Source organism: Clostridium sp. AM25-23AC (assembly GCF_003435125.1).
GTDB lineage: Bacteria > Bacillota > Clostridia > Lachnospirales > Lachnospiraceae > Pilosibacter > Pilosibacter fragilis.
On sequence record NZ_QWGI01000025.1, the window covers coordinates 1 to 21,046 of the forward strand.

A 21,046-nucleotide genomic window follows, 5' to 3' on the forward strand; every position below is an offset into this window, starting at 1 on the left:
TTACTGTCCAATTTTCTCATAAAATCAGCCTTTCCTTTTACTTTCGACTGATTATATCATAGCACAGGAACGCTTGTTTGTCTATGTCTTTCAGAACATTTGTTCTTCTATGCTTGTTTTCATTTATGTGCACAGATATGTGCAGTTTTAAGATGCCAGATATTGCATGATTTTCCCAAAAGGCAATTCATCTCACCACCTAAAGAGGATGGGAGAATTCTTGCAAAGTGTTGTTAAATATCGTTTACAATCACATTTAGGGTAGGATTCCTCTGGAATCCTGCCCTGTTTTAAATCATACATAGATTCCTGATATTCATTCTTTGATTCTTTATCGATTTGTTTTCAGATACGATAGATTAAAAATAGTTAGATTTGTCTCTAGATTTTATGACTTGTTTAAATATTGTTTTAGACTTCCTGGCATTCTTTTACCGCTTTTGCAAACTCATCCTCATTCATTCCCATAATTGATGCTGCTGTCTTGACGTCGATCTTATGCTCCTGCAGCAGTTTTAAAAGTATATCCATTTTCCCCTGCTGCAGTCCTTCTTTCTGCCCTTGCCGCCTTTCTTCATCCAACATTTCACCAAACAACATATAATTTTCCTCCATTCCCCGATTTTTCTTTAAATCTGTGATCTGTGTCCGAAGTTTCGTGATAAGCAGATCATTTTCTTCCTTTTCCTTCCCGGCATCAGGCTCACCGATCCACTTTAAGAAACGTACAAGTTCCTGTCCTATCCCTGTCTCAATTTTCCCTTTCGTGTTCAGAAAAATCTTGCAGGTTCCATCCTCCAGAAGTTCCCCATCTTCTCTGCAGGTTTCCACAAATGTATACCTGTATCGCTCTCTTCCGAATGGATCAAATGTGCAGATAAAGATCACGATACTCTGCGGCAGCCTTGCAAAATCTTCCCCTGTCTTCAAAGCATCCATATCCATCTGTCCTTGATAATACCTGCTTCTTTTCGGCAGATTTTTTATTGTCCGTTGTCTGCATCTCCACATTATAGACCGTTCCATGTTCATCATCCGCATACACATCAAGACGGACACCTCTTGTTTCCGGATTTACAAAGAGAACATGTTCCGCATGAACCATTACTTTTCTTATCGGGATTCCCAGAATCCGCTCCAGCACTCCCCTGCAGCTTTCCGCATCGGACATGACCGCCGCAAACATAAACGCATCCTTAAATTCAAGTTCCTGATATGTTTTTCTCATGTTTTCCTTTCTTTTTCAGGAACCTTTTGTATGATTTTCTTCATTATAAACCAGCTGCGGACCAGTCTCAAGTTATCAAACGTTTAAAATTATAAAGTTTATATAAACTTTAATTTCGTGTAAAAACGACTCTGATATCAATAATGGGACTGCCGTACTAACTGATATGCTAATGCGACAGCCCCAAAAATAAGTTTTTTATTCTATTTTACCACCGGATCCAGATCTTTCCGCCGAATTTCCAGTTTCCGTAGAGAAGCCGGCCGAACAGACACAGGCAGACGGCGGCGAAAAAGAGGAGTGTGAGGCGGTCGGAGCCTGCGAATGTTGTGAGCAGGGCGAGGAAAGAAGTCAGGGCAAGATACAAAAGGTTCATTCCCTGAAAGCGGATGAAACGGTCTTTTTCATGGATCTTATCGTTCTTCTGAATCCGCTCGTAGGACTTTCCTTTTCCCTTTAACAGCCAGGTACCAATCACGGCCCATTCAATCGTTAAAATACAGAGTATATACTTTGTGAACATGTGCTTTCCTCCTTCACTCCATTATTCTATTTTGACTCGTAAAGAACTACACTTCCCTGTGCCAGGCTCTTTTTCACGTCGATCACTCTCTGGTTCGCGCTGCCTTTCCAGTGCAGGGTCACATCTTTTTCCGCTTCAACGAACGGGCCGTCGACGAGAACATCCACGTATTTTAAGAACGGGAGGTCTTTAATGTCTTCCCAGAGAAATCCTGTATACAGCCAGATGGTCTTTTCCGGGAATTTTTTGTGGATCTCCTCGATGAGATTTCCTGTCTCCTTCCGGTTCTGCCAGTGGAGCGGGTCACCGCCGGAAAAGGTCACCCCGGAGATCCAGGCTGGGGAAAGTGCCTCAAAAAGCTCCTCTTTCGCTGCCTCATCGAACGGAAGTCCGCCCTTCACATCCCATGTCACCGGATTCTGGCAGCCCGGACAAGCATGGCTGCAGCCTGCCAGCCATAAGACTGTGCGCAGGCCATCACCGTTTAACATGTCCTCTTTTGTTATGTTGTGGTATCGCATTTTCTTTATCCTTTATCTGTATTCTTCAGTGTTCATATTCTTGTTTTTATTGGCATAAAAACAAGAATCTCCCGGAAGTCCGCCCTATACGTCTTTAGGCAGAAAAATGCTTATGCAAGCAAGCTTGCAACACATTTTTCCGAGTTCTGTCTCGCTCGTTTGCAGTGCTCAGATTCTTGTTTTCATTTACATGAAAACAAGAATCTCTCGGGCGTTCGCCCTATACGGATTCAGGCAGAAAAATGCTTATGCAAGCAAGCTTGCAACACATTTTTCCGAGTTCTGTCTCGCTCGTTTGCAGTGCTCAGATTCTTGTTTTCATTTACATGAAAACAAGAATCTCTCGGGCGTTCGCCCTATACGGATTCAGGCAGAAAAATGCTTATGCAAGCAAGCTTGCAACACATTTTTCCGAGTTCTGTCTCGCTCGTTTGCAGTGCTCAGATTCTTGTTTTCATTTACATGAAAACAAGAATCTCTCGGGCGTTCGCCCTATACGGATTCAGGCAGAAAAATGCTTATGCAAGCAAGCTTGCAACACATTTTTCCGCCTGAATCCGTGCACTGCAAACTGGTTTTATCACATGCTCTTTCTCTCAGCGATCTCGGCCATCTTCGCATCATTCAGTCTCGTATCGCCTTTTACGCGGGAATAGCTCAGATATCCATTCATCCGGTCGATCTTCGTGAGGTTTTTGCTTCCGCAGACCGGGCACACATCCATATTCAGTTCCTCGTGCCCGCAGTCATCGCAGTAGGACAGGGACAGGTTTACTCCCTCGTAGAATCCCATCTTCATGGCGCGGCGGACCAGGGAGCGGATCGCCTCTTTGTTGTAGTCGATCGGGTACTTCACATACTGGATCTTTCCGCCGTTGGAGAGCTCCCAGAACCGGTGTTCCAGATTCTGCTTCTGGATTGGGGTGATGTCCTCAGTCACATGGCAGTGGAAGCCGTTGCTGACGTACTCGCGGTCAGAGACATTCTCAATGATTCCGTACTTCTTCCTGAACTGCTTTACCTGCAGACCGCAGAGATTCTCCGCCGGTGTGGCGTAGATCGCATAGAGGTTTCCGTCCTCATGCTTAAACTGCTCCACCTTCTCGTTGATATGCTTTAACACCTCGATGGCAAAGGCGCCGTCCTCCACCAGGGATTTTCCGTTATAAAGTCTCTGGAGCTCGTTGAACGCCGTGATTCCAAAGGACGCCGTCGCGGTCTTTAAGAGCGGCTTGATCTTATCGTGAAGCCCCAAATGTCCGCCGTAGAATCCGCCCTCGCAGTAGGCAAGCGGGTTCGTGGAGGCACGCATCTCGCCGAGGTACGCGTAGGTACGGATATGGATCTTACGGATCAGCTCCAGGTAGTAGTCGAGGACCACATAGAAATCCCTGCTCTCCTGTCTCGCCTTCGCGAGGATCATCGGAAGATGCAGGCTCACAACGCCGATATTGAAGCGGCCAACAAACACCGGAACGTCATTCTCGTCCGCCGGTTCCATGCCGCCTCTCTCATACCACGGGGAAAGAAAGGCGCGGCATCCCATGGGGCTTATGATCTTTCCATACTTTTTATACATGCTGGCGATATATCCCTCACCGCTCAATGACAGCCAGTCCGGATACATCGTCTTTGAGGAACACTCGATTCCTGCCTCGAAGACGTCCTCCAGCTCTTTTCCCGGTCCGTGGAGGTTCTCATCATATAAAAATACAAGCTTCGGGAACAGTACCGGCTTCTTGTGGCCTTCTTTTCCCTGACCTTTCTTTCTGACGTTCAGCATCGTGATAGTGGCCATCTTCGCGAAGCGGCTTGTTCCGGTTCCCGCTGTCATGGTGATAAACGGGTAGTCACCGCGGCTGGAGGAAACAGAGTTAAACTTGTACTCCCATCCCTGGAATCCCTGTTCCATCTCGCGCTGAACGTCGTTCCATGCCACTTCTTTTGCCTTCTCCTCATCGAGACCAAGGTCAATATACTTTGTGATATACTTTCCGTAAGATTTCTCCGCGTAAGGCGCCAGGATATTCTCCACGTTCGGCACCGTAAAACCGCCATACTGCTGGCTTGCGGCACTCAGGACAATATCGCCGATAACGTCAAAGGCCACATCCAGGGTCTTCGGCTCGTTGTACCAGATATTTCCCATCTCAAATCCGCCGCTTAAGACCTCATTGACATCAAAGAGGCAGCAGTTCATCGTATCACGGCGCGCGGACATGTCGTGGATATAGATATAGCCATCGCGGCATGCCTGAAGTTCTTCAACGGTCATAAAGAACTTCTGGTATAAGGATTTATTTAACTCGTTGAAGATCAGGCTCCGCTTCGTGGAGACCAGGGCGCTGTCGGTGTTGCTGTTTTCCTTGTCGCCAATATACATGATGGACTGGCTCTTTTTGTAGACCTCATCCAACATCTGGACGAAATCCTGCTTGTAGTTGCGGTAATCGCGGTAGCTCTTCGCGACCACCGGGTTGACGCGCTCCAGGGCGCCCTCGACGATATTGTGCATCTGGGCGATCGGCACCTCTGACTGGTCCAGTTCCTCCGCCTTCTCCTCCACGAACTCACAGATAAATTTGCTCTCAGCCTTTGAGAAGATTATCATCGCACGGTTTGCGGACTTGTTCACCGCCGCCAGGACTTTCTGGACATTGAATTCTTCTTTTGTCCCGTCTTTCTTGATCACTTTGATCTCACTGCATTTCATGATATGGAATCCTCCTCATCGGTTTCGCTGTTGTCTTCGCTTTCTATTTCTTTCTCTATCTCTGTATTGCTTATGATTGTGCCACTTTCATTTTCTTCTGTTTTTTCCATTCCAGTTTCCGAATCTACCGGTTCTTCTGCCGTCCCCGCATCCTTTTCCGGCTCATCGATCAGATGACCTTCCTCGTCGATTTTAAGGTTCAGCTCCTCCTCGACCTCGCTCCGGATTTCCTCCCGCTGCTCCACATTCATCTCCGGGAGCTGTTCCGTGGATCCGACTCCGAAGCGGCGCAGAAATTCCTCCGTCGTGGCAAAAAGTGCCGGTCTTCCAGGCGCATCGAGACGGCCCGCCTCATACACCAGGTCATACTCCACAAGGCGGTTCACCGCGTGATCCGACTTTACTCCCCGGATCTTCTCGATATCTGCCTTCGTCACCGGCTGCTTGTAGGCGATGATCGCCAGCGTCTCCATCACCACGTCCGACAGCACCTGCTTCTTTGGTGTCGCCGCCACGCGGATCAGATGTTCATAATAGTCGGTGCGGCTGCACATCTGGTAGCTGTCATCGAGACGCACAATCTGCATGCCCGCCTTTCTCTTGTCATATTTCTCCTTCAGGCGCTCCACGGCCTGGATGGCCGTCTCCTCATCCGATTCCAACGCTGCCGCAAGCTGGCGGATCTCCACAGACTGCCCCATGGTAAACAGCACGGACTCCACAACGGACTCCTGCTTTTTCAGATTTTCCACCCTCATTCATTTTCCTCCACAGTGGTATTCTCCTACTCATACTGGTAACGGAACTGTCCGATTTTTTACAGTCCCGCGCAGTAAATGCGCAAACCTACTGAGCAGTTGTGACATCGATAGCAATATCCTCTTCTTCGCCTTCCGGCTCAAGAGATTCTATGCACATGTCGTCAAAGAGATGTTCCTGGGTCAGATGGATCTTCCCCACCTTCATGAGCTCTAAAAGTGCCAGGAACGTCACGACGACCTCTGTCTTGTCGTTCTGCTTTTCCAGCATCTGCCGGAAGCTGAATTTCCGGTGCTTTCTGGCATATCCCAGAACAGAGGTGATCTTGTCCTCCAGACTCACCGGATCTTTTTTGATGGTTCCGAAGGTGCTGCGGACCGGGTCGATCTTATCCTGCTGCCGCTTCATCACCGACTCGAAGATCTTCTGAAGCTTCGTGAGCGTCACTCCGTCCAGGAGCTTGTCGAGATCCACCGGCTCTGCATATTCCTTGACCTCCGGCGGGATCGTCGGATCCTTGTAGAACACCCGGTCCGCCCCGGACTCCATGTCCTTAAGTTCCTCCGACATCAGCCGGTATTTCTTATATTCCAGGAGACGCATCACAAGTTCCGCTCTCGGATCTTCCTCCTCGCCCTCCTCATTCACTTCTTTCGGCAGCAGCATCCGCGCCTTGATGTCGAGAAGCGTCGCCGCCATCACAAGGAATTCGCTGACCACATCCAGATTTTCCTCATCCATCTGCCGCACGTACTCCATATACTGGTCCGTGATCTCGGCGATCGGGATATCGTAGATATTCACTTTGTTTTTTTCAATCAGATGGAGAAGAAGATCCAGCGGACCTTCAAACTTTTCCAGTTTGTACGATAATTCCATATGCACCTCAAGTATGTTTTCACAGTCTTCCATTCAGAAATCCCATGTCCAACAATTCGATATATAACCGCAAAAAAGAATGTGCGTATGCACACTCTTCATCACGCCGTTCACATTTTGTCCCTACTGCTGCGTATCAGCCCCGCAGAGCCTCACAACAACCACCTGTGGTTTATCATTCAGCCTGATATTGATCGAGTGGGTCCCAAGTCCCCGCCCGACGATCATCCGGCTCTTTTCTCTTCCTTTTCCCGGAAGTTCAAAATATCCCGCACAGCGCGGATAAAAGAACTGGTACTGGGGTGTCATGACTCCGCCCACAAGCGGAAGCCGGATGGTTCCGCCATGAAAATGTCCGGAAAGTGTGAGATCCGCTCCCCACGCCGCATACTCCTCAAAAAACAGCGGAGAATGGGCCAGAAGAAGACAGAACTTTTCAGGGTCCGGCTCTCCCAGGGTCTCCTTCAAAAGACCCTCAGGGATCTCTCCCGACCGCGGCCGATAGGCGCTCTTTGGAAGATCCAGTCCATAGATCCTGATATCGCTGTCGAGATCCGCCGCCTCGTTGGAGAGATAACGGATCCCTGCATTTTCCAGGGCTGTCCGATAATTCTCATAAGTCTCACCGTAAATCTCAGATTTCCATAGCATCCGGCTCTCATGATTTCCATTTCCGCAGTATACCGGGAACTCCTTCGCAAGCTCTGTCAGAAGCGCCAGCGGGATCCTGACATCAGAATTTCCCCTCTTTGCAACCATTCCGTCCCCGCCAAAAAGTACGGCATCCGGTTTCACCTTCCGCACGGTCTCAAGCAGACGGCTGTTCTCTTCCCCAAATTCTTTATTGTGGAGATCAGTCAGGAAGACGATGGTCTTTCCCTGTCCGTGGATCTTCTCCGAGGCGATCCGGTACTCTTCCGTTACAAGGCAGTCCCTCTCATACCGGGAACGTGCCAGGCAGCCGGCCCCAAAAGCCATGACACTGGCTGCCAGAAACACTGCTGTTCCCAAATCGGATTACTCCTCCTCAAATACGCGGATCCCGCGCTCAACAACGCCTGCGAATGCCTGTGCATAGCTCTTGTACTCCGGATGCTTTGCGATGATCTTATCCATAACTTCCTTCATCTCTCCGCTGATGATGACGGTGCATCCTGCTGCCTTCTTATTTGTGGAACGGTTCTCGTACACGTCCTGCATTACTTTTACTCTTTCTTTCATGATCAATACTCCTTTTTATTTTTACTGTACCCATGCGCCGTCTGCGCCGACTACATACTTGTTATCGATCGTGGTATTTTTCGCGATCTTTCCCTCCGCGTCGAGATAGAACCACTTACCGGAATCCTGTCTCCATGCGCTCTTTACCATCTTTCCGTTTGTCTCAAAATAGTGCCACTCGGTGCCGAACATCTTCCATCCGGTTACCATCTTTCCGTCCGTATCAAAACCGAAATCAGCGGCATCGATCGTGTAGATCGTTCCTACTGCCTTTGTTCCGTCGGCAAACTCGTATCTCCAGCTGCCGTTATCCTGTACCCAGTGTCCGGCAGTTGTCTGCTTTCCTGCGGATGTGCTTCCGGACTTCTCTGTATTGACATACTGATAGCCATAGTCCAGCATCTTCTTTGTATCCTCATAGTGGGTGCTCTTGGATTTTAAGATCACCGCAACCATACGGACGCCGTTTTTCTCCACGCAGGTCACAAGAGTATTTCCTGCCTTGGAAGTATATCCCGTCTTTCCGCCGACGATTCCCGCATAATATCTGGAATCGTTCGGGTAGAGCATCTTGTGGCCCGGAGTGATGGTTCTTGCCGCAGCTGCCTTTGTCGCCGGGAACTTGTAGCTCAGTGTGGAGTCGATCTCGCAGAGCGTCTTATTTGCGAAGGCCGCAGCTGCGATCTTAGCCATATCGCGGCATGTAGTATACTGCTGATCGGAGTTTAAGCCGTTTGGATTCACGAAATGTGTGTTCGTACAGCCGAGCTCCGCCGCTCTTGCGTTCATGAGCTCCGCGAAGGCGGAAATACTGCCGGAGACATGCTCCGCGAGTCCGTTTGCGACCTCATTGGCAGATTTTAAAAGCAGGGCATAGAGGCTGTCCTTCACGGAGACCTGGTCGCCCTCCACGAGTCCGATCTTCACAGCTCCGGACTCCAGGTTTGTGACTGCTGTCTTTGAGAATGTCACCTTGTCGTCCAGGTTTGCTTTTTCCAGCACGAGAAGCGCTGTCATAAGCTTTGTGGTGCTGGCTGGAGCAAGCTTCTCATCGGCATTCTTCTCGAAGAGAACTCTTCCGTTCGTCACATCGTAGAGGATTCCGGCCTCCGCGGAGATCGTCGGCTTTGCGATGGCATCCGCTGCCGCTTTTGCCTCTGCGCTCACCTGGCTCTGACCGGCTGTGTTTGTTGTATTATTTGATGTATTGGGCTTGCTGTCCTCATATCCCGGACCGCCCTCGTTTCCAGCCTGGGGATTCTGGGTCGTGTTTGTCGTCTGTTTGTTCTGGCTGGTGGCCTGTTTATCGCTGTCCCGGATGATCGTAGCCGCCTGCACCGGCTGTGCCGCAAAAATGGCACATGCAAGTGCGACCGGGATAAATCTGTTCATTTTTCTCATTTTTCTTTCCTCATTTTTCTTTCCTCATTTTCCTTCTCTATGCTACCATAGACCCACCGAAAAAGCTTTGCAATTTTCTGTCGATTTTCTTATGTCGCTTCAAGCGTTCCCGTCTACGTCTCGCGCTGACAGGAACCGTATGTCCGTCTGATACGGGCATATCGCTTATATATCTTCGTCCAGCATACGAATGAGGTCTTCTCTCGTGATACTGCTGAGCGCTCCTGTTCCTTCCGTCACCACGGTATCCGCCAGATCCCGCTTCATCTCCTGAAGCTTCAGGATATTCTCCTCGATGGTGTGCTTCGTGATGAGTTTGAATACGGAGACCTGGTTCTCCTGCCCGATCCTGTGGGCGCGGTCTGTGGCCTGGTTCTGTGCCGCCACGTTCCACCACGGATCGTAGTGGATCACCACATCCGCCGCAGTGAGGTTTAATCCGGTTCCGCCGGCCTTCAGTGAGATTAAGAACACCATCACATCGTCCTTCTGGAACGAAGACGCCATCTGCACGCGGTCCCGCTTCGGCGTGGAGCCGGTGAGCAGGTAGAACGGGATCTTCTCCTTCTTTAAGCGCTTCGCGATGATCTCAAGCATCGATGTAAACTGGGAGAACAGGAGGATCTTATGTCCCGCAGATGTTCCGTTTAAGAGAAGCTCCATACAGGTATCGAGCTTCGCGGATCCACCTTTGTAGCCATCAAAGCATAGAGACGGCTCGCAGCAGATCTGGCGCAGACGCATGAGCTCCGCGAGGATCTGCATCCGCTCTTTTCCGTAATCTCCGTCAGTTCCCTCCATGAGCTGTTCCTTTAAGGAAGCTGCCGCCGCCGTGTAGAGGTCTTTCTGCTCGCCCTCCATGTTGGAGTAGAGAACCGTCTCTAATTTATCCGGAAGTTCCTTTAAGACATCTTTCTTTAAACGCCTCAAAATAAACGGTCCCGTAAGCTTTTTTAACTGAACCAGGGCATTTGGATCCTGGTCCCTCACGATCGGCATCTCAAACGCACGCTTAAACTTCTGTGACGTGAATAAAAATCCCGGCATCAGGAAGTCAAAGATACTCCAGAGTTCCCCAAGATGGTTCTCGATGGGTGTTCCTGTCAGGGCAAATCTCGTCTTTGCCGGAACAGCCTTCACGGATTTCGCTGCCTGTGTGGAGGAATTCTTGATGTACTGGGCCTCGTCAATGATCTCGAAGCGGAATTCCTTTTCATGGTACCAGAGAATATCGCGCTTTAAGAGGTCGTAGGACGTAATGATCACATCCGGGCGCTCCTTCTCATAAGCTGCGAACATCTCCTCGCGCTCTGCCTGGTTCCCCGCCGCCGTCATGATCTTAAGCTCCGGGGCGAACTGGGCAAACTCGTTCTCCCAGTTGTATACCAGGGATGCCGGACACACCACGAGAGACGTGCCGCCGTTCTCTGCCTTTTCATCCAGCAAAAGGGCGATGACCTGGATCGTCTTTCCCAGACCCATCTCGTCCGCAAGGATTCCGCCGAAGCCGTAGGCATCCAGGCTCTTTAACCACCGGTAGCCCACCTTCTGGTAGCTTCGAAGCGTCGATGCAAGGCGTTTCGGTATCTCATAATCGCTGTCCTCCACGTCCTTCATGCCACGGACCACAGCCTTGAACAGCTGGTCGCGGTACACGCTGACGCTCTTATCCTCTTTTAACGCCGCGTCCAGGAACATAGCGCGGTATGCAGGGAGCTTTATCGTGTCGGAACCCACAAGTTCCTTCGCGACACCGAGCTGTTCCGCGATCTTTGCGACCGTGAGAAGTCCGCCATCCCCCAGAGTCAGGAAATCGCCGTTCTTCATCCGGTAAAAGCTCTTTTTCTTTCCGTAAGCCGCCAGCACCGCAGCGAGTTCTTCCCGCGGAAGCGCCCCAGTGTCTACCTCAAGTTCCAGCCATCTTCCCAGCGTCCGTACCTGGACCGATGTGCTCACCGGCGGCAGGACGCGGATCTTCTTGAAGGACTCGGACACGAACACATCCCCGGTATCCATGAATTTCTTCATGCCCTCGGAGATCAGACGATATACCGCCTCATCGTCATTCTTGATCACGAGGTTTCCGGATCCGTCTTCCGTATACTTAAAGTAGGTGGTGATCAGCTGGCTCACCTTGAATTCTCCCGGGACATCCCGGCAGATCTCTTTCGGGACATTCTCGTCCGCCAGCGGGTGAAAGGAGAAATCGCCGTAGGCGAGCTCTGGACGCAGGGTGACGGTTCCAGCGGCATCGCTGTCAAAATAGAAGGAGGCCTTCAATTCCTTCGGGCGGTAGCTCTCGAGATCCACGCCCTCGGAGCGGATCAGTCCGAAAGACTCCAGCTTTCTCAAAACTCTCTCATAAAAGAGCGGCATGTCCCGGTCATTGACGGAGACTTCATTCTCCGCGTCAAGCCCCATGACCATGTATTCCATGAATACAGTCAGGCACTCCGTGTAGTCTGGATCGCAGCGGCAGATCGATTCCTGGTCCGCGATAAATAAGGACTTTTCGCCGGAAAAGGCCATAATGTCCTTGTCAACAGTGACCTTGATCCCGTCCCGTCCCTCTTTCTTTACAACAGCGGTAAATGTAGGATTTTCCCGTTTTACCGTCAGCATTCTCTTTTTTTTCCGGTAATCCTCACACTCGATGGTCTGACCGTCCATGATGGCAAAGAACCGCTCTCGTCCGGCTTTTCCCAGGATCAGTTCTTTTAACGCCGGCTCTGCTTCCATGGAAAACCGGCCGTTTCCGCGGTACTGTTCCCTAAAAAAGCCGACACGTTCCATGATGAGAAGCGCCAACGCCCGGCTCTCCTCATCAAAAGCCTGAAGACTGTGATGGAACGCCAGCCCTTTTCCGTACTGGACAAGGCTCATGGTTTCCATCGCCTTCGCAAAGGCTGTCAGATCCTTCACCGGGTACTGTTTTTCACGGCCCACCGTGAAGCGGACCCGCACCTGGTCTCTTGAGATCGTAACGATAGGGATCAGACGGTAATGTCCCTCCTCGGAGGCCCCCATGATCCGGCTCACCTCGCGGTTCGTGTACTCCCGGACCATAAACCGGACTTTCTGGGATGTGGAAACCGGATGTTTCGACTCCCTGCTCTCTCTCCGGAGCCATTCCGCAAGCAGGGCATGGGCATGCGGGCACATGGGGATCCCGTCGGGTCCCTGTGTGCAGGATACTCCGCAAAAGCCGAGATTTCTTCCCGTTTTACTGATATGCGAACAAGAGTAGTCAAAATTCTGACTACCCTTGCGCAGGATACGGACACGGTATTCATCTTCCCCGTCCATGACGGTTCCCCTGATCTCTGTCTCGCCTTTCCAGAAGGCTTCGGCAGTAAGTTCCGTTACTTCCATATCATTCCGTCCCCCCGGTTTGTTTTATTGCTTTCCAGCCCTGAAACGGATCGTTTTGCACTTCGTGCTCCCACGATCCTGACTTCATTCGCAATCCAGCCTGATGGCTTACTTGCTCATGAAGTTTTGCCTGTCATATGTCTATGCATCTGTGCAGGCAAGCCTGCCCTTCTGCATAGCCGCGGTTTGTTTTATTGCTTTCCAGCTCTGAAACGGATCGTTCCGCACTTCGTGCTCCCACGATCCTAACTTCATTCGCAATCCAGCCTGACGGCTTACTTGCTCATGAAGTTTTGCCTGTCATATGTCTATGCATCTGTGCAGGCAAGCCTGCCCTTCTGCATAGCCGCATGACAGGCTGTTTCATCACATCCGTTCCGGTGCGCTGAATCCCAGAACGTTAATGCATGTCATTAACACATCACGTGTTAACGTAACAAGGCTGATGTACCCCGCCTGTTTCTTCCTGTCTTCCTCAGCGATGATCTTCGTCTCATGATAGAAGTGATTTAACGCATTTGAGAGCTCGTAAATGTAAGCACAGATCTTATGCGGCGCAAGCTCCTCGAAGCAGGTAAGCATCACATCGCTGTACCGGGAAAGGGCGAGCATCAGGGTCTTCTCCGGCTCTGCGGACGGCGGAAGGATCTCGCCATTCTCTGTATTTTCACAGGTATCGCTGTATTTCTTTAAGATGGAGTTGATCCTCGCGATCGTGTAGAGAACATACGGACCTGTATTTCCCTCAAAGGAAGTAAATCTGTCGATATCGAAGACATAGTCCTTTGTGGCCTGGTTAGAGAGATCGCCGTATTTTAAGGCAGCGAGACCTACGATCTCTGCTGTCGTCTTTGCCTCATCCTCAGAAACAGTGCGGTTCTCCATGATACGGTTGTAAGCCGCCTCGTCGATATCTGCGATCAGGTTCTCAAGACGCATAACGCCGCCTTCTCTCGTCTTAAACGGCTTTCCGTCCTTTCCATTCATGGTACCGAACCCGACAAAATCCATCTTCCGGTCTGCCGGAACGATCCCTGCCTTCTTTGCGACACGGAAGACCTGTGTAAAGTGGAGTTCCTGACGCTTGTCCACTACGTAGATATAGTGATCCGGCTTGAAATCTTCTTCTCTCTCAACGATGGTCGCAAGATCGGAAGTCGCGTAGAGGGCCGCGCCATCGGATTTTCTCACGATACACGGCGGAAGCTCCTTGGTATCGGTCGGCTCGGCGATATCAACAACGAGAGCGCCCTGGCTCTCATATGCAAGTCCTTTATCCTGGAGGTCCTTGATCAGGTCCGGGATATACGGCTGCGCGTCGCTCTCACCTTTCCACAGGTCGAAATCCACGTCAAGGTTTGCGTAGTTTCTCTTTAAATCTTTTAAGGAAACATTCATGATATGCTTCCAGATCGCGCGGTACGGCGCGTATCCGCTCTGAAGCTTGAAGGTCGCCTCTTGGGCGCGCTCCTTGAATGCCTCGTCAACCTTGGATTTTCCGCTGGCTGCCGGGTAGATCTCCTCAAGCTCAGAGATCGTAAACGGCGCTTCCTCCGGATACTCTCCGGTAAAGCTCTCGTCAAAGTACGGAAGCTCCGGCTTTCTGTCCTTTAATTCCTCGATGATAAGGCCCATCTGGAGTCCCCAGTCACCGAGATGAACGTCTCCGATGACCTTGTGGCCCACAAATCGTCCCATACGCTTTAACGCCTCACCGATCACCGCGGAACGGAGATGTCCGACGTGGAGCGGCTTTGCGACGTTTGCTCCGCCGTAGTCGATAACGATTGTCTCCGGCTTCTCGACCTCGTCCATTCCGAGCTTCTTTGCACCCTTCATTCCGTTCATGTAGCCGGAAAGGAAAGCCGGGTCTAATTTCAAGTTGATGAATCCCGGCATAACGGCATTCACTTCTTCAAATACTTCGCTGTCTTTTAACTGTTCTACTACACCGTTCGCGATATCGATCGGTTTCTTTTTATATATCTTTGCGGCTGCCATCGCGCCGTTGCACTGGTATTCGCAGAGATCCGGTCGGTTGGACAGAGTCACTTTTGCAAAGTTCTCATCGTAACCGTTCGCCGCAAAAGCTTTTTTCATCTCATCCGTGATGATATCCAGAATTTTTTTCATCTGATTTTCTCCTTTTTTAGCGTGCCAGTCTGCATCATTTTCCCGTGCCATACCAAAAACATGGCAATTGCAGACACAGACTTATACAGTAACTATCATTATACCGTATCGCGGTAGAAAAATCCATAGTTCTGTTGATATTTTTGTTATCGTCCACGCATGACATAAACAGGAACCGATCCTGCCGATAGTTCGAATTTCAACGCGACAAAACCCACGACTGTCACTGGATTGTACGGCATTTTCACTCCAGAAACCTCCTGCCCGTGTGCAGAAAGAAATAGGAGCTGTTTTCGGTTATGGTCTGAACACGTCATGGGCAGGCATATTGGGGAGGAACATCGAACTGCCAGGTTTCAATGAAAGACCTGGCAGTTGAAAATATCATCTTATCTTTTACGCTTCCCCGATCACGCTCGTCGCAAAATTCACCGAAGCCATAGCGTCCTTACAATAGGCATCCGCCCCGATGGCATCTGCATACTCCTGTGTCAGGACTGCACCGCCAACCATGACCTTCACCCATGGTGCATCCTTCCGGAGCGCCTTGATGGTGTCCTCCATTGCCGGAACCGTTGTCGTCATGAGGGCACTGAGTCCCACCACCGGCACGTGCTCCTTCACTGCCGCTTCCACGATGGTCTCTGGCGGCACATCGCGTCCGAGATCCATCACGTCAAAACTGTAGTTCTCCAGAAGGACCTTCACGATATTCTTTCCGATATCGTGGATATCACCCTTTACCGTGGCGAGGATCACTTTTCCCTTCTTCTCCTGTACCTCACCGCTGGCCTCCATGGACTCTTTCACGACGGCGAACGCTGCCTTCGCCGCCTCCGCGCTCATCAAAAGCTGCGGGAGGAACACGGTTCCGGCTTCAAAGCCTTTTCCTACCTCGTCGAGGGCCGGGATCATATCCGTATTGATGAGCTCTAAGGCATCCGTGTCCTTCAAGGCGAGTTTCGCTGCATCGGCTGCCGCCTGAGACATTCCCTTTACAATGCTCTTTTTTAACGCAGATCCGGTATCTGCCGCTCCTGTGCCTGTGCCGGACGTATTTCCGGCTCCATTGCTGTTTCCTGCGCCTGCCGCTCCACTCACCCCGGCTGCCTGGTTCACCGCCGCCGCCTTTAAGATCTCTTTCTGTCTCTTCTTCTCCGCTTCCTTCGGACCATAGATTCCCACATATCCCGCGCAGTTCTCATCCTGAGCTGACAGCACAAGGAAGCTGTCATAGGCCTGCATCATGGCTTCCAGATTCGGATTCACGATCCCCGCGGAAAGTCCGTTCTGCATCGCGAGAAGGAAGAAGGAGGCATTGATATTCTCACGCATCGGAAGTCCGAAGGACACGTTGGAGACACCGAGGACTGTCTTTCCTCCAAGCTCATCCCGCACTCTTCTCACGGTCTCCAGTGTTGTGAGCGCCCCGTTCTTATCGGAGCTCACCGCCATGCAGAGGCAGTCCACGAGAATATCCTTTTTCGGGATCCCGTAGGCTGCCGCAGTCTCGTAGATCTTCTTTGCAACAGCGATCCTTCCATCTGCGGTCTCCGGAATTCCGTCCTCATCGAGAGCCAGGGCAACCACAACGCCGCCGTAATGCTTTACCAGCGGGAAGATCTGCTCCATGACCTCTTTCTTTCCGTTTACCGAGTTGATCAGCGGTTTCCCGTTATAGATCCTGAGCGCCCGCTCCATGGCCACCGGGTCGGAGGTGTCGATCTGAAGAGGCAGATCCAGAACGCCCTGAAGTTCCTTTACCACGTCCACCATCATCTGGGGTTCGTCGATCCCCGGAAGTCCCACGTTGACATCCAGAACATCGGCGCGGCTCTCCTGCTGGGCAACACCCATGGATAAAATATAGGTCAGATCCTTATCCTTCAATGCCTGCTTGAATTTCGGCTTTCCCGTCGGGTTGATCCGCTCCCCGATCAGGATCGGTCTGCCGCCGAATGTCACCGCGTGGGAGTAGGAGGAGATCACCGTGCGGTTTTTGTCCGTAATTTCACAGACAGGAATATCATCGCAGGCAAGTTTTGTCTTATGGATGTGTTCCGGTGTCGTTCCGCAGCAGCCGCCGAGTACCGTCGCCCCGTTTCTCGCCATCTCCTGCATCGCCGTGGCAAACTCATCGGCATCGATATCGTAAACGGTCTTTCCACCCTCGCTTCTCGGCAGTCCCGCATTTGGGTTGACGAGGATCGGGGTGGAGGACACCTTCGCCATATCTCTCATAAACGGCAGCAGCTGGATCGGCCCGAGACCACAGTTTAAACCGATCACATCGGCTCCCAGTCCCTCTAAGAGTGCCGTCACAGACTCCACGTTGCCCCCGGTCAGCATTTTTCCCTTTTCATCCAGCGTGACGGTCGCAAATACCGGCAGATCACTGTTCTCCTTCGCCGCCAGGACTGCTGCTTTAAGCTCATATCCGTCGCCCATGGTCTCAATGATCACAAGATCCGCGCCAGCCGCTTTTCCGATGAGGACTACCTCTTTATATGCCTCATAGGCGTCCTCAAACTCCAGATCACCGTATGGCTTTAAGAGTTTTCCCGTCGGTCCCATGTCCAGAGCCGCGTAACCATGTCCGGCCGCCGCGATGGCGTTTTTTGCATTTCGAACCGCCGCCGTCACGATCTCTTTTACGGAATATCCATCCTCCGCTTTAAATTTAAAATGGTTTGCGCCGAAGGTATTCGTCGTCACCACGTCAGATCCCGCATCGAGGTACTCCCTGTGGATCTCCGTGATGATCTCCGGTCTGGAAAGATTCCATGTCTCCGGGAGTTCGCCAGGCTTCAGACCCCGGGCCTGTAAAAGACTTCCCATACCTCCGTCAAAATAAATCCGTCTCTCCCTCATCAGTTCCAGAATTCCCATGGCTCTCTCCTATCTTCTTCAACTTATCTTCTGAAGGCGCAGTCTTTCTTTCCGCACGCCTCGCACCCCTCGATCACACAGGCTGCCGGTGTCCGGCTCACCCCGATCACCGCTGTCACCGATTTCGAAGGCAGCATCAGAAATCCCTCTGTCAGTGTGATCCCGATCCTCTTTCCTGCCTCCAGTCCGTCAAGGATCTGTTTCTGGACCGATAATGGGAAATCCCCGTAACCCGGTGAAAATCTTGGTCTCAGATAAAGACCTTTTTCCAGATATTCCTTTTTCCACCCGGCATTCAGCTCATTGCAGTAAGCCTCCACCATCGCTGCCGCCGCTGCCTGCATGACCACTGCTTTTGCGACCGAAAGCTTTCCGTACCGGGCGAGAAGTCTGTCTACCTCCGCCCCCACGGTGGCCGCCATCACAAGCACAGACTCACAGCCGGACAGGTTCTTTTTTAAGTTTGCGCTCTTTACCCGGAAGCAGCCGCCATCGATGGTTCCGTCCTCTTCCACAGAGAGCGGATACTCCCGCACGAGGTGTCTGAACTCCGCCGCGCGTTCTGCTTCCCGGATGCATTCCTCCAAAAGCCGTTCCGTCTCCGGATCCGGTTCATGTTTTCCAAGCCCCAGATATCGGAGCGCTTCTTTTCTGTCCGTCTGCATGATTTGAACGAGTTCCTTCCTTATTATAATAGATCGTATAACCGGCAGTTAAGCTTCCCATAACCAGAGGTTAAACTATTTCTCTTCCTATGATCTGTCCGCATATTCTTTCCCTGACAGATCTTTATCAGCATATCACGTCCGATCCGCCATCGTCCAATATATCCGCCATGTGTCTGGTTATAGTTTTTTCTTATTGCCATTCAGCATGCTACATGCCTTCAAATTTCCGGATCTCCTCCAGATATTTCTGTCCCAACGGGCTCAGGGCGATCCCTTTTCTCTTTAAGTATCCGATAGTCATGACCTCGTCGGACTTTAATTTCACCGCCCAGTAATCGGAACCGTTTAAATTATCACAGAGGATGCCGGAACAGAGGGTATATCCGTTAAGGCCTACCATCAGATTTAACAAGGTTGCCCGGTCATTGGCCTTGATCAGCTGTTTATAGCTGTAGGTGCTCAGCACCTCCTCCGCAAAATAGAAGGAGTTGTAATTTCCCTGTTCAAAGGAAAGACACGGATACTCCTGAAGCTCCTCGATGGTGATCTCCTTCTGGTTCGCTAACGGATGGCCTTTCCAGAGATATACATAGATCCCGCAGTCCATAAGCGGGCAGAATTCCAGGTCGGACTCATCGAAAAGCTTTGTGAGCACTTTCCGGTTGAAATCGTTCAGATACAGAATCCCGATCTCACTCCTGAACGTCTTCACATCCTCAATGACCTCATAGGTCTTCTCTTCCCGGACCGCGAACTCGTACTCATCCATACCGAACTGCTTTACCATCTCGATAAACGCGTTTACCGCGAAGGTGTAATGCTGCATGGAAACGCCGAATTTCTTCTTCACGTTCTTTTTCTCAATATATCTGGATTCCATCAGCTTATACTGTTCCGTTACCTGTCTCGCGTAGCCTAAGAACTCCTGTCCTTCCGGTGTCAGGACAACGCCGCGGTTGCTTCTCTTAAAAAGCTCTGTCCCGATCTCATTTTCCAGCTCCTTGAGCGCCAACGAAAGGCTGGGCTGGGATATGAAAAGAAGCTTCGCCGCTTCATTCATGGAACCGGTGTCCGCGATGGTGATCACATACTTTAACTGCGTCAGCGTCATAACACGTCTCCTTTCGGGTGGATCCGGGCCTGTTGTTTTCCCTTCCCGGCTCCTGATATGTCAAATTTTATCCACTGTGAGTCATTTTGTCAATCCGAACCGCCATTCCGCAAAGGCACACCGGCTCTGGTCGTTGCGGTCCGTGCGCTGCAGAGCCAAACTGCAACAATTTTTTCGTTAAAAAATAAATTTGCTTGACATTTTGAAACAAACTCCCTATAATTCAAAATAATCTTTAACCGCTTCACTGCAACTCGACAGAGCGTTGAACGGTTATCATGATAACAAGTTCCAGAGGAGGAATCAATTATGAAAAAAAGAGTTTTAAGTTTAAGCCTTGCACTTGCAATGGCGGCTTCTTTAACTGCCTGCGGAAGCTCATCTTCCACAACCGAGACAACTGCCGCTGCAGCAGCTGACGCAACAACAGCCGCTGCTGGCGCTTCCAGTGAAGCATCTTCCGGCAAAGTATTCAAGATCGGCGGTATCGGCCCGGTCACAGGCGCGGCTGCTGTATATGGTCTCGCAGTTAAGAACGGCGCACAGATCGCTGTTGATGAGATCAACGCTGACGGCGGTATCAACGGATACCAGATCGAGTTTAATTTCCAGGATGACGAGCACGACGCCGAGAAATCCGTCAATGCCTACAACACATTAAAAGACTGGGGCATGCAGGTCCTCATGGGAACTGTAACCTCCGCTCCGTGTGTAGCTGTTGCAGATAAGACGAATGCTGACAATATGTTCCAGATCACACCGTCCGGCTCCTCTGTTGAGTGTGCGCAGAACCCGAACGTGTTCCGTGTATGCTTCTCCGATCCGGATCAGGGTGCTGCATCCGCAACTTACATTGCTGAGAACAAGCTTGCGGAAAAGATCGCAGTGATCTACGACAGCTCCGATGTATACTCCAGCGGTATCTACGAGAAATTCGCTGCTGAGGCTGCAAACCAGGGTCTTGAGATCGTGGACGCCGAGGCATTCACTGCAGATTCCAACAAGGACTTCTCCACACAGCTCCAGAAGGCAAAGGACGCAGGCGCTGACCTCGTATTCCTTCCGATCTACTACACAGAGGCATCCCTGATCCTCAAGCAGGCTGACACCATGGGCTACGCTCCGAAATTCTTCGGCTGCGACGGTATGGACGGTATCCTTCAGGTTGAAAACTTTGATACAAAGCTTGCTGAAGGTTTAATGCTCTTAACTCCGTTTGCTGCTGACGCTCAGGATGAGCTTACCCAGAAATTTGTAACTTCTTACAAAGAGAACTATGGCGAGACTCCGATCCAGTTCGCTGCTGACGCATATGACGCGATCTACGCGATCAAAGCTGCCATGGAAGAGGCTGACATCACACCGGATACATCTGTAAGCGATACCTGCGATAAGATGAAAGAGGCTATGTTAAAGATCAAAGTCAATGGTCTTACCGGTGAAGACATGACATGGACAGAGGATGGCGAACCGCACAAGGCACCGAAGGCTGTCAAAGTCGTAGACGGCGCATATCAGGCGATGTAATCGATCATTTAAGAATGGCATCATGTTAAGAGGATTGTCGCTTCGGCAATCCTCTTGTTTCTTTCACGGCCCTGCGTTGTGATGTGCCTGAACTGTTCCCC

16 protein-coding genes are annotated in these 21,046 nt (G+C 50.9%); 1 reads left to right on the top strand and 15 read right to left on the bottom strand.

Annotated features, from left to right (window positions below; all coding sequences use genetic code 11):
• Positions 1–411 precede the first annotated feature (411 nt).
• From DW677_RS18835 to DW677_RS13810, 15 genes are all read right to left on the bottom strand, one after another.
• Positions 412–939 carry a hypothetical protein gene (locus tag DW677_RS18835; RefSeq protein WP_242990601.1) on the bottom strand — a complete coding sequence of 176 codons (528 nt, stop codon included), beginning with the start codon at positions 937–939 and terminating at the stop codon, positions 412–414.
• Positions 866–1,228 (bottom strand): Rpn family recombination-promoting nuclease/putative transposase, encoded by a 363-nt coding sequence (locus DW677_RS18840; protein WP_242990600.1) that lies wholly within the window; start codon positions 1,226–1,228, stop codon positions 866–868. Before DW677_RS18840 ends, DW677_RS18835 begins: the two co-directional genes overlap by 74 nt.
• 208 nt (positions 1,229–1,436) lie before the next feature.
• Positions 1,437–1,751 (bottom strand): hypothetical protein, encoded by a 315-nt coding sequence (locus tag DW677_RS13745; RefSeq protein ID WP_015554113.1) that lies wholly within the window; start codon positions 1,749–1,751, stop codon positions 1,437–1,439.
• 26 nt (positions 1,752–1,777) lie between these two features.
• A complete protein-coding gene (gene nrdG, locus DW677_RS13750; protein WP_015554112.1) occupies positions 1,778–2,272 on the bottom strand; it encodes an anaerobic ribonucleoside-triphosphate reductase activating protein in 495 nt (164 codons plus the stop codon).
• 580 nt (positions 2,273–2,852) lie between these two features.
• Positions 2,853–4,985 carry an anaerobic ribonucleoside-triphosphate reductase gene (nrdD, locus tag DW677_RS13755; RefSeq protein ID WP_015554111.1) on the bottom strand — a complete coding sequence of 711 codons (2,133 nt, stop codon included), beginning with the start codon at positions 4,983–4,985 and terminating at the stop codon, positions 2,853–2,855.
• Positions 4,982–5,743, bottom strand: coding sequence for an SMC-Scp complex subunit ScpB (gene scpB, locus DW677_RS13760; protein ID WP_117504677.1), 762 nt, complete (start codon positions 5,741–5,743; stop codon positions 4,982–4,984). The genes nrdD and scpB overlap by 4 nt, the downstream gene beginning before the upstream one ends.
• Before the next feature lie 88 nt (positions 5,744–5,831).
• Positions 5,832–6,623 (bottom strand): segregation/condensation protein A, encoded by a 792-nt coding sequence (locus DW677_RS13765; protein ID WP_117469603.1) that lies wholly within the window; start codon positions 6,621–6,623, stop codon positions 5,832–5,834.
• Positions 6,624–6,746: 123 nt separating this feature from the next.
• The gene (locus DW677_RS13770) at positions 6,747–7,634 is read right to left on the bottom strand and encodes a metallophosphoesterase (protein ID WP_347473195.1); all 888 of its coding nucleotides are present in this window, start codon (positions 7,632–7,634) and stop codon (positions 6,747–6,749) included.
• Between the two features lie 6 nt (positions 7,635–7,640).
• The gene (locus DW677_RS13775) at positions 7,641–7,844 is read right to left on the bottom strand and encodes a hypothetical protein (RefSeq protein WP_015554108.1); all 204 of its coding nucleotides are present in this window, start codon (positions 7,842–7,844) and stop codon (positions 7,641–7,643) included.
• A gap of 21 nt (positions 7,845–7,865) precedes the next feature.
• The gene (locus DW677_RS13780) at positions 7,866–9,245 is read right to left on the bottom strand and encodes a D-alanyl-D-alanine carboxypeptidase family protein (protein WP_117504679.1); all 1,380 of its coding nucleotides are present in this window, start codon (positions 9,243–9,245) and stop codon (positions 7,866–7,868) included.
• A gap of 165 nt (positions 9,246–9,410) precedes the next feature.
• Entirely contained in the window at positions 9,411–12,617 is a 3,207-nt protein-coding gene (locus DW677_RS13785; RefSeq protein ID WP_117567599.1) for a DEAD/DEAH box helicase, read from the bottom strand.
• 366 nt (positions 12,618–12,983) lie between these two features.
• Positions 12,984–14,750 carry an arginine--tRNA ligase gene (gene argS, locus DW677_RS13790; RefSeq protein WP_117504683.1) on the bottom strand — a complete coding sequence of 589 codons (1,767 nt, stop codon included), beginning with the start codon at positions 14,748–14,750 and terminating at the stop codon, positions 12,984–12,986.
• A gap of 396 nt (positions 14,751–15,146) precedes the next feature.
• Positions 15,147–17,639, bottom strand: a complete 2,493-nt coding sequence (locus DW677_RS13795) for a homocysteine S-methyltransferase family protein (protein ID WP_117504685.1) — start codon at positions 17,637–17,639, stop codon at positions 15,147–15,149.
• Between the two features lie 23 nt (positions 17,640–17,662).
• Positions 17,663–18,304 (bottom strand): vitamin B12 dependent-methionine synthase activation domain-containing protein, encoded by a 642-nt coding sequence (locus DW677_RS13800; RefSeq protein WP_117504687.1) that lies wholly within the window; start codon positions 18,302–18,304, stop codon positions 17,663–17,665.
• A 211-nt stretch (positions 18,305–18,515) separates the two neighbouring features.
• Complete coding sequence (locus tag DW677_RS13810) at positions 18,516–19,418, bottom strand: LysR family transcriptional regulator (RefSeq protein ID WP_015554102.1); 903 nt, start codon at positions 19,416–19,418, stop codon at positions 18,516–18,518.
• A gap of 309 nt (positions 19,419–19,727) precedes the next feature.
• Here DW677_RS13810 and DW677_RS13815 point away from each other — a divergent pair, with 309 nt between their 5' ends.
• Positions 19,728–20,945, top strand: coding sequence for an ABC transporter substrate-binding protein (locus DW677_RS13815; protein ID WP_117567600.1), 1,218 nt, complete (start codon positions 19,728–19,730; stop codon positions 20,943–20,945).
• Positions 20,946–21,046: the final 101 nt, after the last annotated feature.

Excerpts from the sequence above, each read along its gene's own strand:
- DW677_RS18835 (WP_242990601.1), bottom strand. The coding sequence starts at position 939 with ATGGATGCTTTGAAGACAGGGGAAGATTTTGCAAGGCTGCCGCAGAGT.
- DW677_RS18840 (WP_242990600.1), bottom strand. The coding sequence starts at position 1,228 with ATGAGAAAAACATATCAGGAACTTGAATTTAAGGATGCGTTTATGTTT.
- DW677_RS13745 (WP_015554113.1), bottom strand. The coding sequence starts at position 1,751 with ATGTTCACAAAGTATATACTCTGTATTTTAACGATTGAATGGGCCGTG.
- nrdG (WP_015554112.1), bottom strand. The coding sequence starts at position 2,272 with ATGCGATACCACAACATAACAAAAGAGGACATGTTAAACGGTGATGGC.
- nrdD (WP_015554111.1), bottom strand. The coding sequence starts at position 4,985 with ATGAAATGCAGTGAGATCAAAGTGATCAAGAAAGACGGGACAAAAGAA.
- scpB (WP_117504677.1), bottom strand. The coding sequence starts at position 5,743 with ATGAGGGTGGAAAATCTGAAAAAGCAGGAGTCCGTTGTGGAGTCCGTG.
- DW677_RS13765 (WP_117469603.1), bottom strand. The coding sequence starts at position 6,623 with ATGGAATTATCGTACAAACTGGAAAAGTTTGAAGGTCCGCTGGATCTT.
- DW677_RS13775 (WP_015554108.1), bottom strand. The coding sequence starts at position 7,844 with ATGAAAGAAAGAGTAAAAGTAATGCAGGACGTGTACGAGAACCGTTCC.
- DW677_RS13780 (WP_117504679.1), bottom strand. The coding sequence starts at position 9,245 with ATGAGAAAAATGAACAGATTTATCCCGGTCGCACTTGCATGTGCCATT.
- DW677_RS13785 (WP_117567599.1), bottom strand. The coding sequence starts at position 12,617 with ATGGAAGTAACGGAACTTACTGCCGAAGCCTTCTGGAAAGGCGAGACA.
- argS (WP_117504683.1), bottom strand. The coding sequence starts at position 14,750 with ATGAAAAAAATTCTGGATATCATCACGGATGAGATGAAAAAAGCTTTT.
- DW677_RS13795 (WP_117504685.1), bottom strand. The coding sequence starts at position 17,639 with ATGGGAATTCTGGAACTGATGAGGGAGAGACGGATTTATTTTGACGGA.
- DW677_RS13800 (WP_117504687.1), bottom strand. The coding sequence starts at position 18,304 with ATGCAGACGGACAGAAAAGAAGCGCTCCGATATCTGGGGCTTGGAAAA.
- DW677_RS13810 (WP_015554102.1), bottom strand. The coding sequence starts at position 19,418 with ATGACGCTGACGCAGTTAAAGTATGTGATCACCATCGCGGACACCGGT.
- DW677_RS13815 (WP_117567600.1), top strand. The coding sequence starts at position 19,728 with ATGAAAAAAAGAGTTTTAAGTTTAAGCCTTGCACTTGCAATGGCGGCT.